General features: G+C 63.7%; 14 protein-coding genes. 5 read left to right on the forward strand and 9 right to left on the reverse strand.

Annotation, left to right across the window (positions count from 1 at the left end):
• Positions 1-7: 7 nt before the first annotated feature.
• Entirely contained in the window at positions 8-955 is a 948-nt protein-coding gene (locus AB3X95_RS23605; protein WP_176122450.1) for a DMT family transporter, read from the reverse strand.
• Between the two features lie 187 nt (positions 956-1,142).
• Positions 1,143-1,538, reverse strand: a complete 396-nt coding sequence (gloA, locus tag AB3X95_RS23610; protein ID WP_176122451.1) for a lactoylglutathione lyase — start codon at positions 1,536-1,538, stop codon at positions 1,143-1,145.
• A gap of 338 nt (positions 1,539-1,876) precedes the next feature.
• On the opposite strand from gloA, the gene AB3X95_RS23615 reads away from it, so the two are divergent.
• The 5 genes from AB3X95_RS23615 to AB3X95_RS23635 are packed head-to-tail and all read left to right on the forward strand — an operon-like array spanning position 1,877 to position 5,663.
• Positions 1,877-2,713 (forward strand): transporter substrate-binding domain-containing protein, encoded by an 837-nt coding sequence (locus tag AB3X95_RS23615; RefSeq protein WP_184226020.1) that lies wholly within the window; start codon positions 1,877-1,879, stop codon positions 2,711-2,713.
• A gap of 37 nt (positions 2,714-2,750) precedes the next feature.
• Positions 2,751-3,467: an amino acid ABC transporter permease gene (locus tag AB3X95_RS23620; RefSeq protein WP_368622680.1), complete on the forward strand. Its 717-nt coding sequence runs from the start codon at positions 2,751-2,753 to the stop codon at positions 3,465-3,467.
• Between the two features lie 21 nt (positions 3,468-3,488).
• Positions 3,489-4,133 carry an amino acid ABC transporter permease gene (locus AB3X95_RS23625; protein WP_368622681.1) on the forward strand — a complete coding sequence of 215 codons (645 nt, stop codon included), beginning with the start codon at positions 3,489-3,491 and terminating at the stop codon, positions 4,131-4,133.
• A complete protein-coding gene (locus tag AB3X95_RS23630; protein WP_309235086.1) occupies positions 4,130-4,882 on the forward strand; it encodes an amino acid ABC transporter ATP-binding protein in 753 nt (250 codons plus the stop codon). The genes AB3X95_RS23625 and AB3X95_RS23630 overlap by 4 nt, the downstream gene beginning before the upstream one ends.
• A 31-nt stretch (positions 4,883-4,913) precedes the next feature.
• A complete protein-coding gene (locus AB3X95_RS23635) occupies positions 4,914-5,663 on the forward strand; it encodes an IclR family transcriptional regulator (RefSeq protein ID WP_176109545.1) in 750 nt (249 codons plus the stop codon).
• Positions 5,664-5,672: 9 nt separating this feature from the next.
• On the opposite strand, the gene AB3X95_RS23640 is transcribed toward AB3X95_RS23635, so the two are convergent.
• The 7 genes from AB3X95_RS23640 to mnmA form a co-directional block, all read right to left on the reverse strand.
• Positions 5,673-6,566, reverse strand: coding sequence for a M48 family metallopeptidase (locus AB3X95_RS23640; RefSeq protein ID WP_176109544.1), 894 nt, complete (start codon positions 6,564-6,566; stop codon positions 5,673-5,675).
• 48 nt (positions 6,567-6,614) lie between these two features.
• On the reverse strand, positions 6,615-7,373 hold the full coding sequence (locus tag AB3X95_RS23645) for a 1-acyl-sn-glycerol-3-phosphate acyltransferase (protein ID WP_176109543.1): 759 nt from the start codon (positions 7,371-7,373) through the stop codon (positions 6,615-6,617).
• A 39-nt stretch (positions 7,374-7,412) separates the two neighbouring features.
• On the reverse strand, positions 7,413-7,967 hold the full coding sequence (gene gmhB / locus AB3X95_RS23650) for a D-glycero-beta-D-manno-heptose 1,7-bisphosphate 7-phosphatase (RefSeq protein ID WP_176122454.1): 555 nt from the start codon (positions 7,965-7,967) through the stop codon (positions 7,413-7,415).
• 10 nt (positions 7,968-7,977) lie between these two features.
• Positions 7,978-10,077, reverse strand: a complete 2,100-nt coding sequence (gene glyS / locus AB3X95_RS23655; RefSeq protein ID WP_176367917.1) for a glycine--tRNA ligase subunit beta — start codon at positions 10,075-10,077, stop codon at positions 7,978-7,980.
• A gap of 15 nt (positions 10,078-10,092) precedes the next feature.
• Positions 10,093-11,100, reverse strand: coding sequence for a glycine--tRNA ligase subunit alpha (glyQ, locus tag AB3X95_RS23660; RefSeq protein WP_013088411.1), 1,008 nt, complete (start codon positions 11,098-11,100; stop codon positions 10,093-10,095).
• 182 nt (positions 11,101-11,282) lie between these two features.
• Positions 11,283-12,893 carry an FMN-binding glutamate synthase family protein gene (locus tag AB3X95_RS23665; RefSeq protein WP_176122455.1) on the reverse strand — a complete coding sequence of 537 codons (1,611 nt, stop codon included), beginning with the start codon at positions 12,891-12,893 and terminating at the stop codon, positions 11,283-11,285.
• 276 nt (positions 12,894-13,169) lie between these two features.
• Positions 13,170-14,432 carry a tRNA 2-thiouridine(34) synthase MnmA gene (gene mnmA / locus AB3X95_RS23670; protein ID WP_176109539.1) on the reverse strand — a complete coding sequence of 421 codons (1,263 nt, stop codon included), beginning with the start codon at positions 14,430-14,432 and terminating at the stop codon, positions 13,170-13,172.
• Positions 14,433-14,491 lie beyond the last annotated feature (59 nt).

A 14,491-nucleotide genomic window follows, 5' to 3' on the forward strand; every position in this document is an offset into this window, starting at 1 on the left:
GAGCCGCTTATCGTTTCGCCGGCGCGTTGACGAGCGCGATGCCGGTCAGCACCAGCAGCGCGGCGATCAGAAAGCGCGCGCTGAACGACTCGCCGAGCAGCAGCACGCCGAAGGTCACGCCGAACATCGGCGTCAAAAACGAAAACACCGACAGCCGCGATGCGATGTAACGCGTCAACAGCCAGAACCACAACAGATAGCTGACGAACGCGACGATCACGGCCTGATACGCGAGACTCGCGAACGCGAGCGGCGTCACGCTTTCCACGCGCACATCACCGAGCGTGAGCGCCAGCGCGAGCAGCACCGCCGCCGACACCGTCAACTGATAGAACAGCGTCTTGCTTGCGCTCGTCTGCGCGAGCCGCGAGCCGCGCACGACCACCGTGGTCGCGGCCCACGCGATGCCGGCGAGCACGCCGAGCGCATCGCCGGCCGCGCCCACGAGCGTCGAGCCGTGGGCTACGCTTGCAGCCGCGCCGGCGTTCGGGTGCAGGAAGCCGTCGGCGAACGCGAGCGCTATCCCCGCGAACGCGACGCCGATGCCTAGCCACTGGATGCGCCGCATGCGTTCGCCATCGACGAACCAGTGCAGGCCGAGTGCAGTGAAACACGGCGCCGTGTACAGAAAGACCGCCATGCGCGACGCACTCGTCAGCGTCAGGCCGAAAAAGATGCAAACGAACTCGGCCGCGAACAGCACCCCTGCGAGCAGACCCGCACCGAGCGTGCCGTCGTCACGAAAGAGCGGCGTGCCGCGCGAGCGCGCCCATGCCCACACGAGCAGTGCCGCGATCGTCGAGCGCAGCCCCGCTTGAAAGACCGGCGGCACAGCCGCATTGGTGGTCTTGATCGCGACTTGCTGTAGCCCCCAGATTGCGCATAGGCCGATCATCAACAGGATCGCGAAGCTATCCGGGGCGCGGCGCGCGGGCAAGGCGGTGGTCGTGCTCATCGTGAATAGTCGGCTTTATTTTTGATAGTGCCGGCGCGAGACAGGATTGCCGGGCGAATACGCCCGGCAGCGCATCCCCGGGCACAACGTGAAGCCGGGCTTTATGGTCGTTCTGGCGCCTCGCCCGAATCTGGGCAGCGGGCGCAGGCGTTTCGGGAAGTGCCCAGCGTGAACGGTTGAACTCGAGTTAGTCGACTCGTCCCTTCTTCTGTATCAGCTCGATTTTGTAGCCGTCCGGATCGGCAACGAAGGCGATGACCGTCGTGCCGTGTTTCATAGGTCCCGCTTCGCGCGTAACGACGCCGCCGCGTTTCTTCACCTGTTCGCACGCCGCATAGGCGTCGTCGACTTCAAGGGCGATGTGACCGTAGCCGGTTCCGAGGTCGTACTTGCTCGTGTCCCAGTTGTAGGTCAGTTCGATCGCTGCGCCTTCGGATTCGTCCTCGTATCCGACGAATGCGAGGGTGAACTTCCCGTCCGGGTAGTCGTTCTTTCGAAGCAGGCGCATGCCGAGAACTTCGGTGTAGAAACGGATCGAGGCGTCCAGATCACCGACTCGAAGCATGGTATGCAGGATTCGCATGAGTCCTCCTTTGACAGTTTGTCGATCAATGCATTGACCTGCGGGAATTGTAAATGATTGCCTGATAGGGCGAAGCGGCGTGGGGCCAGCCCGGACTGGATGCGCCTCATGGAATCCGCTCGGACCTATTCCAACAAAAAGGTGTGGGCAATTAGGGTTTGTGTCCAGTTGCGGGTCCGATATTAGTGTCCAACACTCAGTATCAATCCGGTTCCTCAGATAGCAGTCTGATATATCGGACAATCGATGCGTGAGCCGGCGAATATTCATGCATGCCGAAAGGCGCCGAAGCCGGTACGTCTGCCCCGGAACCCTCTTCTCCGCATAGGACCCTGCCCATGAAGCTTGCCAATCGAGGCGCCAGAGCCGCCTTCCTGTTCACTGTTGCTGGATTGCTCGCCATCACTGGCTGCACCAAGGTGGCCACGCCGGAGCAGGGCGCGGCGGCAGCTCCGTCGACGCTTCAGGGCGTGTTGCAGCGAGGCACGCTGCGCGTCGGGGACTGCCTTACGTTCGCGCCGTTCGGGTTCTATAACAAAGACGGCCAACCGGACGGCTATGACGTGGACCTCGCGAAGGAACTCGCGAAGCAGATGGGCGTGAAGCTCGAGGTCGTGAATACGACGAGCGCGAACCGGATTCCGAATCTGCAGACCAGCAAGGTGGACGTCGTATTCTGCAACTTCACGCGCAATCTGGAGCGCGCAAAAGTGATCGAATTCACGACGCCCTACGTGGTTGCCAGCGAAGCACTGCTGGTCAAGAAAAGTAGCGGCATTCAGTCGATCAAGGACATGGGCGGTCGCACGATCGCGACGGTCAAGGGCTCGACCAATGGCGATGAAGTGCGCTCGCTGAATATCCCCGTCAAGATCCAGGAATACGACAGCTCGCAGGCCGCGATACTTGCCGTCAAGCAGGGGCAGGCCGACGCGATGATCGAGGACAACAACTTCCTCGCGTATCAGGCCAAGCTCGATCCTGAACTTGCCGTCACGAACGAGGCGCTGGTGCCGCTCGAATACAACGCGTTCGGCGTCAAGGCCGGTGATCAGGAATGGCTCAACTATCTGAATCTGTTCCTCTTCAACGTCAATGCGTCGAAGCTCAACGCGCAGCTCTACAACAAGTGGTTCGGCACCGATCCGCGCTATCCGCTCAATCCGCAGTTCTGAAGCGCGGCAGTGAAACCCGTACGATGGGGAGCATGAGATGAGTTACGAGTGGCTGACTTTGTGGGGCTACGTGCCCGAGTTTTTGAGCGCGAGCTGGCTGACGTTGCAGGTGACCGTGCTCGCCTTCGTACTTGCGCTAGTCCTGGGTTTGTTGACCGCGCTTGCCGGCGCTTCTCCGCTCGCGCTGCTTCGGTGGATCGCCCGTGGCTACGTTGAAATCATCCGCAATACGCCTGTCCTCCTGCAGATTTTCATCGTGTTCTTCGGTCTGCCGTCGGCGGGTATTTCGCTCGACGCATACTGGGCGGGCGTCATTGCGCTCGGCCTCAACGTCGGTGCTTACCTGTCGGAAGTGTTCCGCGCCGGCATACAGTCGGTGCCGCGCAGCCAACTCGAGGCTGCCGGCATTCTCGGCCTCGAACGCGCGCAGATCTTCGTCGAGGTCGTCTTGCCGCAGGCGACGCGCGCGGTCTATCCGGCCATCGTCAACTACCTGATCCAGTTGCTGCTCGGCACGTCGCTGCTGTCCGCCATTGCATTGCCGGAGTTGACCGGCACGGCGACCGTGATCAACTCGCGAACGCTTCTCTACCTTCAGACGTTCAGCGTGACGCTTGTCGCGTATCTCGTGCTCAGTAACGTACTGTCCTGGCTTGCGGGCCAGCTCGGCGCGCGGATCTTTCATCCTCCCCTCGCCATGCCGGCGCGCAGCGGTTTCGGGACAGGCTTGATGCGCCGGACGAAGCGGGCCTGATTCCCGGATTGGAGTTGGATCATGTCAGTCGAATTGCTGAAAACCAGTCTATCGATCCTGCTGCAGGGTCTGGTGACGACGCTGTTGCTCTCCATCGCGTCCATCGTGGGCAGCACGTTGATCGGCTTGTTCGCCGCGGTCTTGCGATCGTTCGGCCCGTGGGGCACCGACCGCATCGCGAGACTCTATACGGAGCTGTTTCGCGGCACGCCGGTGCTCATCACGCTGATGATGATCTATTTCGGCGTGTCGTACTTCGGTTATGCGATCGACGTGTTCGCAGCCGGCGTGATTGGCTTGAGCGTCTATCAGGGCGCCTATATCGCCGAAATTTTCCGCTCAGGGATCGAAGCAGTACCCAAAGGTCAATGGGAGGTATCGCAGATCCTCGGCCTCACGCGGGCTCAGGCGTTCTCGTTCGTCGTGCTGCCTCAGACCGGAAAGATCGTGTTGCCGCCTCTCGTCGGACAGTATCTGTCGCTCATCAAGGACACGTCGATCGTCAGCATGATCGGCATGTCCGAGTTGATGCACGGTGGCCAGGCGATCGTCGACCGGATCGGCAAGCCGGTGGAAATCTATGGACTCGTCGCACTCATTTACTTCGCCGTGTGCTTCCCGCTTTCGCAATGGGTGCGCCACCATGACCGCAGGAGATTGTCGTGAGTAACCAAAGCCAAACCAGGCCGATCATTTCACTGACGGGCGTCAGCAAAGCATTCGGTTCGACGAGAGTGTTGAACGAAATCAATCTCGAGGTCCGCTCGGGTGAAGTGCTGGTGCTGATCGGCGCGTCCGGCTCGGGCAAGAGCACGGTCCTGCGAATCATGGCGGGATTGGAGACCACCGATTCCGGCGAGGTCTGGGTCAACGAGGTGCCCTTGCATGATCCGCGTCGAGCACGGGAGATTCGTGGCCACGTCGGCATGGTCTTCCAGCAGTTCAATCTGTTTCCTCACAAGACCGCGCTCGGCAATGTCACGCTCGCGCTGATCAAGGCGCGCCGCATGAGTCCGGCCGACGCGCGCAAGCGCGCGATGGAGACACTCGATCGCGTCGGGCTCGCGGACCGCGCGGAACACTATCCCAGCCAGCTTTCGGGCGGTCAGCAGCAACGCGTGGCGATTGCGCGCGCGCTCGCGGTCGAGCCCGGCATCATGTTTTTCGACGAGGCGACGTCCGCGCTCGACCCGGAGCTGGTCGGCGAGGTCACCGAGGTGATGCGCGGGCTCGCGCGCGACGGCATGACGATGGTCGTCGTCACGCATGAAATGGGCTTTGCCCGCAAGACCGCCGACCGCGTCGTCTTCATGGACAAGGGCGTCATCGCGGAGCAGGGCGATCCGGAGCAGATCTTCGTCAATCCCTCGAACGAACGCACCCGGCAGTTTCTGCATCGAGTTCTCGACCATTGACGGTCGGATCAACGCATTACGGAGTGAATGCATGGCTGTTACAGAGTCGCCTCGGGCGAGAGGCGTGGACCGCGTGATCGCGATCTTCCGGCAATTGCATATCGCCCAACGCCCGCTGACGATGCGCGAACTGATCGAGGCAACCGGTGCGCCGCGTTCGAGCATTTACGAGCTGGTCGCGATTCTCACGGAGGTGGGCTGGCTCGAGACGGCCGCAGATGGCAGCGTGTTCTTTGGGCGCGAGATGCACTACTACGGGTCCGACTATGCCACGCACAATGATCTGATCAGCCGTGCGCATCAATCCATCCTGGGACTGGTGAGGAAGTACGACGAGACCACGCAGCTGTGCATGCTGGAAGGCAACAAGTACACGGTCGTGTTGTCCGAGCACAGTGCGCGACCCTTCAACATCAGTTCGGACATCGGCGTGAGAGTGCCGATACCCTGGACCGCTACCGGACGTCTGCTGCTGGGTCACCTGAGCGCCGACGAGATTCGCGCGCTGATTCCGGCGGAAGATTTCATCCTCGACAATGGGGCGAGCATCGAATTCGACGCATTCCTGAAGGACGTGCAGGCCGCAAAAGAACGAGGCTACTGCTGCACCGAAGGACTTTCGAACGCGTTCAGGCTGTGTATGGCAGCGCCGATTCGCGATCGTGCGGGACTGCCGATTGCAGCGCTGTGTTTCATGACTGGCCGTGACACGAGCCCGGACAGGCGCGGCGTGATGCTCGACGATCTGTTGCAGTCCGCGAAAGCGCTGTCGCAGAGATAGCGCCCGGCCTCAAAGCGTCGGCAACAACTCCGGCGGATGCGACTTCAGTGTCTGCCGCGCCTCGCGGAATTCCGGAAAAATCGATTCGACCGTCTGCCAGAAGCGCGGACTGTGATTCATCTCGCGCAGATGCGCCAACTCATGGGCGACGACGTAATCGATGATGGACAGCGGAAAGTGGATGAGCCGCCAGTTCAGGCGGATCTTGCCGTCGCTCGAACAACTGCCCCAGCGCGTCGCCGCCGAAGACAGCGCATACGAGCGATAGTTGACGCCGAGCATCTGCGCGTAGATCTCGAGACGTTCGCCGAACAGCCGCTTCGCTTCGCCTTGCAGCCAGCCCTGCACGCGATCCTTGATCTGCTGCGGATCGGCTTGCAACGGCAACGGCAATTGCAGCGCGCCGTGCTCGGCGCTGAACGCGAGCATGCCTTGCGGCGCGCCGAGCGTCACCCGCACCGGCTGACCGAGGTAGGGCACTTCGGCGCCATCTTTCCAATCGATCTTCGGCAGCGCACGCTGTTCGACGCGCGTTTGCCATTCGATCAGCTTCGTAAAAATCCAGCGCTGCTTTTCGGTGATCGCGGTTTCGATATCGGCGAGCGTGACCCAACGCGGCGCGGTGATCGTGAGGCCGGTGCTGTCGATCGCAAAGCCGATCGAGCGGCGCGCGGAGCGCTTGAGCGCGTAATGCAGCGTGCGTGAACCGATGGTGAGGCTGCGCAGCTTGCTGCCATCCGGCGCGAGCGGCGCGACGGGCGGCCTGGCCGGCGCTGTGCCGGATGAACCCGGCGTGGAAGGTGAAGGGGTCGACGACGTCGACCCCGGCTCGGCGAAGAGCGGGAGATCGAGCTGCCGGTTTTCGAGCGCCGCGGCGGGCTGCGGCGTGGGAGACTTCTGCATCGGCTTCGCTTCGCGCAATACGCCCGCGGGCTTCGAGGGCGTGGCGCGTCAGATGGGAGCGGCGGCGGAGTCGTTAGCCGCCGCGCTGTAGGCAGTCGGATCGATGCGGCGCATTTCTGCTTCGATCCACTGTTCGACGCGCGTGTTCACTTCGTCGGGCGTGAGCCCCGTCGTTTCGATCGGCTTGCCAATCGACACCGTGACTATACCCGGATATTTCGTAAACGAGTTGCGCGGCCACACGCGACCCGCATTGTGTGCGATCGGTACGACCGGCGCGCCGGTCGCGATCGCGAAGCGCGCGCCGCCGGTCTTGTACTTGCCCTGCTTGCCGGTCGGCGTGCGTGTGCCTTCCGGAAACATGATGACCCATGCGCCTTCGGCCATGCGCGCCTTGCCCTGGTTCGTGACCGATTCGAACGCGTACTTGCCTTCCTTGCGGTTGATGTGAACCATCTTCAGCATGCCGAGCGCCCAGCCGAAGAACGGCACATACAACAGCTCGCGCTTGAACACGTAGCACAGCGGTCGCGGCATGATCGCCGGAAACGCGATTGTTTCCCACGCCGACTGATGCTTGGACAGCAGCACGGCCGGGCCGTTGGGCAGGTTCTCGAAGCCTTCGATGCGGTAGCGAATGCCGTTCAGGTAGCGCACCGCCCACAGCGTCAGGCGACACCAGCCGGCCGCCATCCAGTAACGGTTTTCCGCGCGCAGGAACGGAAACGCGATGATGCACGCGGTCGCGTACGGCACCGTGACCACAACGAAATAAATCAGCAGCAGCAGGGAACGGATAAAGCGCATCGGCGTGGTCGGTGAGGGTTGGGAGCGCGCGGTGCGCGTTTATTCCTGCGCGTCGGCGAGAAAGTCGAGGGCGAACGCGCGCAGGTCGTCGTGCACGATCGTGCCTTCGGGCAGGCCGCCCGCGGCGAGGGTCTTGCGGCCCTTGCCGGTCAGCACGAGGTGGATCGGGTGACCGAGCGCCGCGCCCGCTTGCAGATCGCGCAGCGAATCGCCGACGGTCGGCGTATGCGCCGGATCGACCTCGAAACGCTCGGCGATCATCTTCAGCATGCCGGGCTTCGGCTTGCGGCATTCGCAGTGATCTTCCGCCGTATGCGGGCAAAAGAACACCGCTTCGATGCGGGCGCCGACTGCGGCCGCCATCCGATGCATCTTCAGATGCATCGCGTTCAACGCGTCCATGTCGAACAGACCGCGGCCGATGCCCGACTGGTTCGTCGCGATCGCGACGCGATAGCCTGCCTGGTTCAGACGTGCGATCGCTTCCAGCGCGCCGGGCAGCGCAACCCATTCGTCCGGCGACTTGATGAACGCGTCGGAGTCGACGTTGATCACGCCGTCGCGGTCGAGGATCACCACTTTCTTGATCGGCATGGCGCGGTGCTCAGGCGGCGAGTCGGGAAATATCGGCGACGCAGTTCATCTGCTGATGCAGCGCGCCGAGCAGAGCCAGACGGTTCGCGCGCAACGCCGGGTCTTCCGCGTTGACCATCACGTCGTTGAAGAACGTGTCGACCGGCTCGCGCAGCGCGGCCAGTGCCGTCAGCGCACCGGTGTAGTCGCGCACGGCCAGTTGCGATTGCACGCGCGGCGTCACCTGTTCGAGCTGCTCGTTGAGCGCCTTCTCCGCTGCTTCGGTGAGCAAGCCGGGCTGCACGCCGCCGTTCGTCACGCCTTCCGACTTCTTCAGGATGTTCGAGATCCGCTTGTTGGCCGCCGCCAGCGACGCCGCTTCGGCCAGCGACGCAAATTCGCGCACCGCGTCGAGGCGCGCGACGATGTCGTCGAGCCGCGTCGGATTCAGCGCGAGCACCGCGTCGATTTCGCCGGCCGCGTAGCCGCGTTCGCGCAGCAGCCCGCGCAGGCGGTCCATGCTGAACTCATAGATCGCTTCGGTGGAATCGGCGACGTTCGGCATGCCGGCGAATTGTGCATAAGCGATGCGCAGCAGATCGACGAAGTCGACGTTCAACTGCTTCTCGATCAGGATGCGCAGCACGCCGAGCGCATGACGGCGCAGCGCGAACGGGTCTTTTTCGCCGGTGGGCTGCAGGCCGATGCCCCAGATGCCGACCAGCGTTTCGAGCTTGTCGGCGAGCGCGACGACGGTGCCGGTCGCGGTGGTTGGCAACGCGTCGCCCGAGAAGCGCGGCTGGTAGTGTTCCGAGCATGCGAGCGCGACTTCTTCCGCCTCGCCATCGTGGCGCGCGTAGTACGTGCCCATCGTGCCTTGCAGCTCGGGGAATTCACCGACCATGTCGGTGATCAGGTCGGCCTTCGCGAGGCGCGCGGCGCGAGTCGCGCGCGCGACGTCGGCGCCGGTCATTGCGGCGATAGCGCCGGCCAGCCCTTCGAGCCGCTCCACGCGTTGCAGCGCCGAGCCGAGCTTGTTGTGATAAACGACGTTCGCGAGCAGCGGCACGCGATCCACGAGCGGCTTCTTCATGTCCTGCGTGAAGAAGAACTTCGCGTCGGCGAGACGCGGACGCACCACGCGCTCATTGCCTTCGACGATCTCGACCGGCGTCGCCGTCTCGATGTTCGACACGATCAGGAAGCGCGAGCGCAGCTTGCCGTTCGCATCGGTCAGCGCGAAGTATTTCTGGTTGGTCTGCATCGTCAGGATCAGGCATTCCTGCGGTACCTGCAGGAATTCGTCCTCGAAGCGGCACTCATAGACGACCGGCCATTCGACCAGCGACGTCACTTCGTCGAGCAGCGCCTCGGGCATCACGACCTTGTCTTCGCCGGCATGCGCGAGCAGTTGCGAGCGGATCGCTTCCTTGCGCCTGGCGAAGCTCGCGATCACGCGGCCCCGGTGTTCGAGCGTTTCCGCATAGGCCTGCGCGTGCTGGATCTGCACGAAGCCTTCGGACAGGAAGCGGTGGCCGAGGGTGGTATCGTCGGCGTCGATGCCGAGCGCGCTGATCGGCACGATTTCTTCGCCATGCAGCGCGGTTAGACGATGCACCGGGCGCACGAACTGCACGCTCGACCCGTCCGGGCGCTGATACGTCATCACCTTCGGAATCGGCAGCTTTCCGAGCGTTTCGTCGAGCGCGGCTTGCAGGCCGTCGGCGAGCGTCGCGCCCGGCGCGGCGTAGCGCAGGAAGAACGCTTCGGCTTTACCGTCCTGGGCGCGTTCGAGGTCGTTCACCGTGAAGTCGGGGAAGCCGAGCGCGGCGAGCTTCTTCGCGAGCGGCGCGGTGGGCTGGCCGTTTTTATCGAGCGCGACGGAAACCGGCAGCACTTTTTCGCGCACGTGTTTTTCCGGCGCGACCGCGCGCACGTTGTGAATCGTCACCGCGAGACGGCGCGGCGTGGCAAAGCGTTCGAACGATGGTTCGCCTTCGATCAGGTCGCGCGCCGCGAGGCGCTGCGCAATGCCTTCGGCGAAGGCGTGGCCGAGACGCGCGAGCGCCTTCGGCGGCAGTTCTTCGGTAAGCAGCTCGACGAGCAGGGTAGCGTGTTGAGATTGAGTCATTGGTTGAAGTTCTCGTCAGTCCTGGTCGATCTTGCGTTCGACTTTCAGCGGCGGCGCCCACGCGGGCATCGCGGCGTCCTGCTCGTCGGTGGTGAGGCCGGGCACGCCATGCACCGGATTGCCGAGCATCGGGAAGCCCAGCTTTTCGCGCGAGTCGTAGTAGGCCTGCGCGACCAGGCGCGACAGCGCGCGAATCCTGCCGATGTACGCCGCGCGCTCCGTGACCGAAATCGCGCCGCGCGCGTCGAGCAGGTTGAACGTGTGGCCGGCCTTCAGCACGAGTTCATAGGCGGGTAGCGCGATCTGCGCATCGATCATGCGCTTCGCTTCCGCTTCGTAGCTGTTGAAGAACGTGAACAGCAGATCGACGTTCGCGTGCTCGAAGTTGTAGGTGGACTGCTCGACCTCGTTCTGGTGATACACGTCGCCGTAGGTCAGGCGGCGCAGTTCGGGGCCGTTCGGGCCTTGCTCTTCCCACTCGGTCCAGACGAGGTCGTAGACGTTCTCGACCTTCTGCAGATACATCGCGAGGCGTTCGAGACCGTAGGTGATTTCGCCGAGCACCGGCTTGCAGTCGAGACCGCCGACCTGCTGGAAGTACGTGAACTGCGTCACTTCCATGCCGTTCAGCCACACTTCCCAGCCGAGACCCCACGCACCGAGCGTCGGATTTTCCCAGTCGTCCTCGACGAAACGCACGTCGTTCTGCTTCAGGTCGAAGCCGAGCGCTTCGAGCGAGCCGAGGTACAGGTCGAGAATGTTTTCCGGCGCGGGCTTGAGCACCACCTGGTACTGGTAGTAGTGCTGCAGACGGTTCGGGTTCTCGCCGTAGCGGCCGTCTTTCGGGCGGCGCGACGGTTGCACGTAGGCGGCGCGCCACGGCTCGGGGCCGATCGCGCGCAGAAACGTATGGACGTGGGACGTGCCCGCGCCGACTTCCATGTCGATCGGCTGGAGCAACGCGCAGCCCTGCTTGTCCCAGTAGGACTGCAAGGTCAGGATGATTTGCTGAAACGTGAGCATGAAGTGCCTTTCGGGCATGGGGGGCCGTGCCGCGTGCGCCTAAGCGCGCGAGCGGGCCGTGGAGCGAAGTGCTAAACCCGAGATTTTAACGGAAAGGAAGGGGGGCGGCCCGTTTTACGAGGGCGGACGGGCCGCGATGCGGCTTTTGGGCGACAGGCGGCGTGGCGAGGGTCCGCGCGCATTCAGCAAGCCGCCAGCTCCGCCTTCGGCGAGAACGAATCGCTTTGCGCGATCGGCCAGTACTTCTCGAACAGCGTATAGCGAAAGTTGCCGTTCAGCAGGTCATTCGGTTCGAGATACTTGAGCAGCTCCGACATCAGCCGCACCTCATGCGACGACACGCGCCGCACGATGTGATGCGCGCGCAGCTCCGCCGGATGTCGGAGCCCGGCGGCCTGGATGATTTCCTGCAACGCATGTAGCGTGTTGTGGTGGAAGTTGAACACGCGATCGGCCTTGTCCGGCACCACCAGCGCGCGCTGGCGCACCGGGTCCTGGGTCGCGACGCCGGTCGGGCAGCGGCCGGTATGGCAGGTCTGCGCCTGGATGCAGCCGACCGCGAACATGAAGCCGCGCGCCGCGTTGACCCAGTCGGCGCCGATCGCGAGCGTCTTCGCGATATCGAACGCGGTGATCATCTTGCCGCTCGCGCCGATGCGGATGCGCTGCCGCAGACCGATGCCGACCAGCGTGTTGTGCACGAGCAGCAGCCCTTCCTGCAACGGCACGCCGACGTGATCGGTGAATTCGAGCGGCGCCGCGCCGGTGCCGCCTTCCGCGCCATCGACGACGATGAAGTCCGGCAGGATGCCCGTTTCCAGCATCGCCTTCGCGATCCCGAAGAATTCCCACGGATGTCCGATGCACAGCTTGAAGCCGGTCGGCTTGCCGCCCGACAGCGTGCGCAGCCGCTCGACGAATTCGAGCAGCTCGCGCGGCGTTGAGAACTCGGAGTGCGTCGCGGGCGAGATGCAGTCGCGGCCCATCGGCACGCCGCGCGTCTCGGCGATTTCGGGCGTGATCTTCGCGGCCGGCAGCACGCCGCCGTGACCCGGCTTCGCGCCTTGCGACAGCTTCACTTCGATCATCTTCACCTGCGGCTCGGCGGCCTGCTTCGCGAATTTTTCGGCGTTGAAGGTGCCGTCGTCGTTACGACACCCAAAATAACCGGATGCGATTTCCCAGATGATGTCGCCGCCATGTTCGCGGTGATATTTCGACATCGAGCCTTCGCCGGTGTCGTGCGCGAAGTTGCCTTTCTTCGCGCCGAGGTTCAGCGCCATGATCGCGTTGGCCGACAATGAGCCGAAGCTCATCGCCGATACGTTGAAGATCGACATCGAATACGGCTGCGCGCGATCGGGGCCGACGACGATGCGAAAGTCGTGACCATCGAGCCTGGTCGGCGCTAGCGAGTGGCTGATCCATTCGTGCGCGATCGCCTTCACGTCGAGTTCGGTGCCGTACGGGCGGCTATCCACATCGTTCTTCGCGCGCTGGTAGACGATACTGCGTTGCGCGCGCGAGAACGGCTTTTCGTCGGTATCGTCTTCGACGAAATACTGGCGGATCTCCGGCCGGATGAATTCGAAAATGAAGCGCAGGTGGCCCCACAGCGGGTAGTTGCGCAGGATCGCGTGGCGCTGTTGCGTCAGGTCGAACACGCCGAGCGCGACGAGCGCGGCCGGCGCGATGATCCAGAACCACGACAGGCGATGCGTCGCGGCGAGCGCGGCACATACCGCGGCGAGCGCGATTGCGCACCACATGGCCAGATAGCGTCGAGAAAACATGGAGACTCCAGTGCAGGGAAGATCATTGTGGCGGGATCGTCCGCGCGAGGGGCGCGGGCGGTATCCGTCGCGGAGGAAAACTGGCGGCTGCGGGTCACGGCGCGGCGTGGACGGTCGAAGCCCGAAGATGAGGCCTGCGAATGAAAGCCAGGCGTCGCACGCGAAGGTGAAGCGAGTGTGACCGCGCCATGCGGGGGAAACAAGATGAACGGCGAGGATGAACGGCGCGCACGTGTCGGAGTGGTGTGACCCGCCGCGCGCGCCGTTATGCATCGCTCAACGCGCGCCGAGCAGCGCCGCTTTTTGCCGCGGGGTCTGCGGCTCGTCCTGCGAGGCGCGTTGCGGCTGCTTCGGCTTATGCGCCTGCTTGCGACGCTGCGCGCGAGTTTGCTTCGGCGCCTGGTCCGGCGGCAGCTCGGCCGGTTGCCCGGTCATCGCGCGTTCGATGATGCCGCCGCCGAGGCACACGTCGCCGTCGTACAGCACCGCCGATTGTCCCGGCGTGACGGCCCATTGCGCGGCGTCGAAGGTCAGCTCGAACAGGCCTTCGCCCGAACCGCCTGCCGCCGCGGCGTTGAACGTGCAAGCCGCGTCGGCCTGCCGGTAGCGCGTCTTCGCGCCGCACGCGAAGCCGTCGGCCGGCGGCTCGCCCGCGACCCAGCTCGTGTTGCCCGCCGATAGCGTATGGCACAGCAGCCACGGATGATCGTGCCCCTGCGCGACGTACAGCGTGTTGCTCGGAATATCCTTGCCCGCGGCGAACCACGGCTCGCCGCTGCCGTCCTTGCTGCCGCCGAGACCGATGCCCTTGCGCTGGCCGAACGTGTAGAACGCGAGGCCGATGTGCTCGCCGACGGTCTTGCCGTCGGTCGTCTTCATCGGCCCCGGCCTGGTCGGCAGATAGCGGTTCAGGAAGTCGCGGAACGGCCGCTCGCCGATGAAGCAGATGCCGGTCGAATCCTTCTTCTTCGCGTTCGGCAAGCCGATCTGCGCGGCGATCTCGCGCACTTTGGTCTTGGGAATTTCGCCGAGCGGGAACAGCGTCTTCGACAACTGCGCCTGGTTCAGCCGATGCAGGAAGTACGACTGGTCCTTCGTATGATCGAGCGCCTTAAGCAGCTCGAAGCGGCCGTCGCGCTCGTGGTTCTGGCGCACGCGCGCATAGTGGCCGGTCGCGATGGTTTCCGCGCCGAGCGACATCGCGTGATCGAGAAAGGCCTTGAACTTGATTTCGGCGTTGCACAGCACGTCCGGGTTCGGCGTGCGGCCGGCCGAATATTCGCGCAGGAACTCGGCGAACACACGGTCTTTATATTCGGCCGCGAAGTTGACCGCCTCGACGTCGATGCCGATCAGGTCCGCGACCGACACCACGTCGATCCAGTCCTGGCGCGTCGAGCAGTATTCGCTGTCGTCGTCGTCTTCCCAGTTCTTCATGAACAGGCCGACCACGTCGTAGCCCTGTTCCTTCAGCAGCCACGCGGTAACCGACGAATCGACGCCGCCCGACATGCCTACTACGACTTTACGCTTGCTCATAAGGTACTCACTGGGTGCTGCATGACTGCATGGATCTTGTGGGGGCCGCTCGTGACGGC

Origin of the sequence: Paraburkholderia sp. BR13444, from assembly GCF_040948755.1 — a bacterium.
In the GTDB taxonomy this organism is placed as follows: Bacteria; Pseudomonadota; Gammaproteobacteria; order Burkholderiales; family Burkholderiaceae; genus Paraburkholderia; species Paraburkholderia youngii.

What these genes read in the sequence shown, in the direction of transcription:
- AB3X95_RS23605 (WP_176122450.1), bottom strand. Translation starts at nt 955, where the DNA reads ATGAGCACGACCACCGCCTTGCCCGCGCGCCGCGCCCCGGATAGCTTC.
- gloA (WP_176122451.1), bottom strand. Translation starts at nt 1,538, where the DNA reads ATGCGAATCCTGCATACCATGCTTCGAGTCGGTGATCTGGACGCCTCG.
- AB3X95_RS23615 (WP_184226020.1), top strand. Translation starts at nt 1,877, where the DNA reads ATGAAGCTTGCCAATCGAGGCGCCAGAGCCGCCTTCCTGTTCACTGTT.
- AB3X95_RS23620 (WP_368622680.1), top strand. Translation starts at nt 2,751, where the DNA reads ATGAGTTACGAGTGGCTGACTTTGTGGGGCTACGTGCCCGAGTTTTTG.
- AB3X95_RS23625 (WP_368622681.1), top strand. Translation starts at nt 3,489, where the DNA reads ATGTCAGTCGAATTGCTGAAAACCAGTCTATCGATCCTGCTGCAGGGT.
- AB3X95_RS23635 (WP_176109545.1), top strand. Translation starts at nt 4,914, where the DNA reads ATGGCTGTTACAGAGTCGCCTCGGGCGAGAGGCGTGGACCGCGTGATC.
- AB3X95_RS23640 (WP_176109544.1), bottom strand. Translation starts at nt 6,566, where the DNA reads ATGCAGAAGTCTCCCACGCCGCAGCCCGCCGCGGCGCTCGAAAACCGG.
- AB3X95_RS23645 (WP_176109543.1), bottom strand. Translation starts at nt 7,373, where the DNA reads ATGCGCTTTATCCGTTCCCTGCTGCTGCTGATTTATTTCGTTGTGGTC.
- gmhB (WP_176122454.1), bottom strand. Translation starts at nt 7,967, where the DNA reads ATGCCGATCAAGAAAGTGGTGATCCTCGACCGCGACGGCGTGATCAAC.
- glyS (WP_176367917.1), bottom strand. Translation starts at nt 10,077, where the DNA reads ATGACTCAATCTCAACACGCTACCCTGCTCGTCGAGCTGCTTACCGAA.
- glyQ (WP_013088411.1), bottom strand. Translation starts at nt 11,100, where the DNA reads ATGCTCACGTTTCAGCAAATCATCCTGACCTTGCAGTCCTACTGGGAC.
- AB3X95_RS23665 (WP_176122455.1), bottom strand. Translation starts at nt 12,893, where the DNA reads ATGTTTTCTCGACGCTATCTGGCCATGTGGTGCGCAATCGCGCTCGCC.
- mnmA (WP_176109539.1), bottom strand. Translation starts at nt 14,432, where the DNA reads ATGAGCAAGCGTAAAGTCGTAGTAGGCATGTCGGGCGGCGTCGATTCG.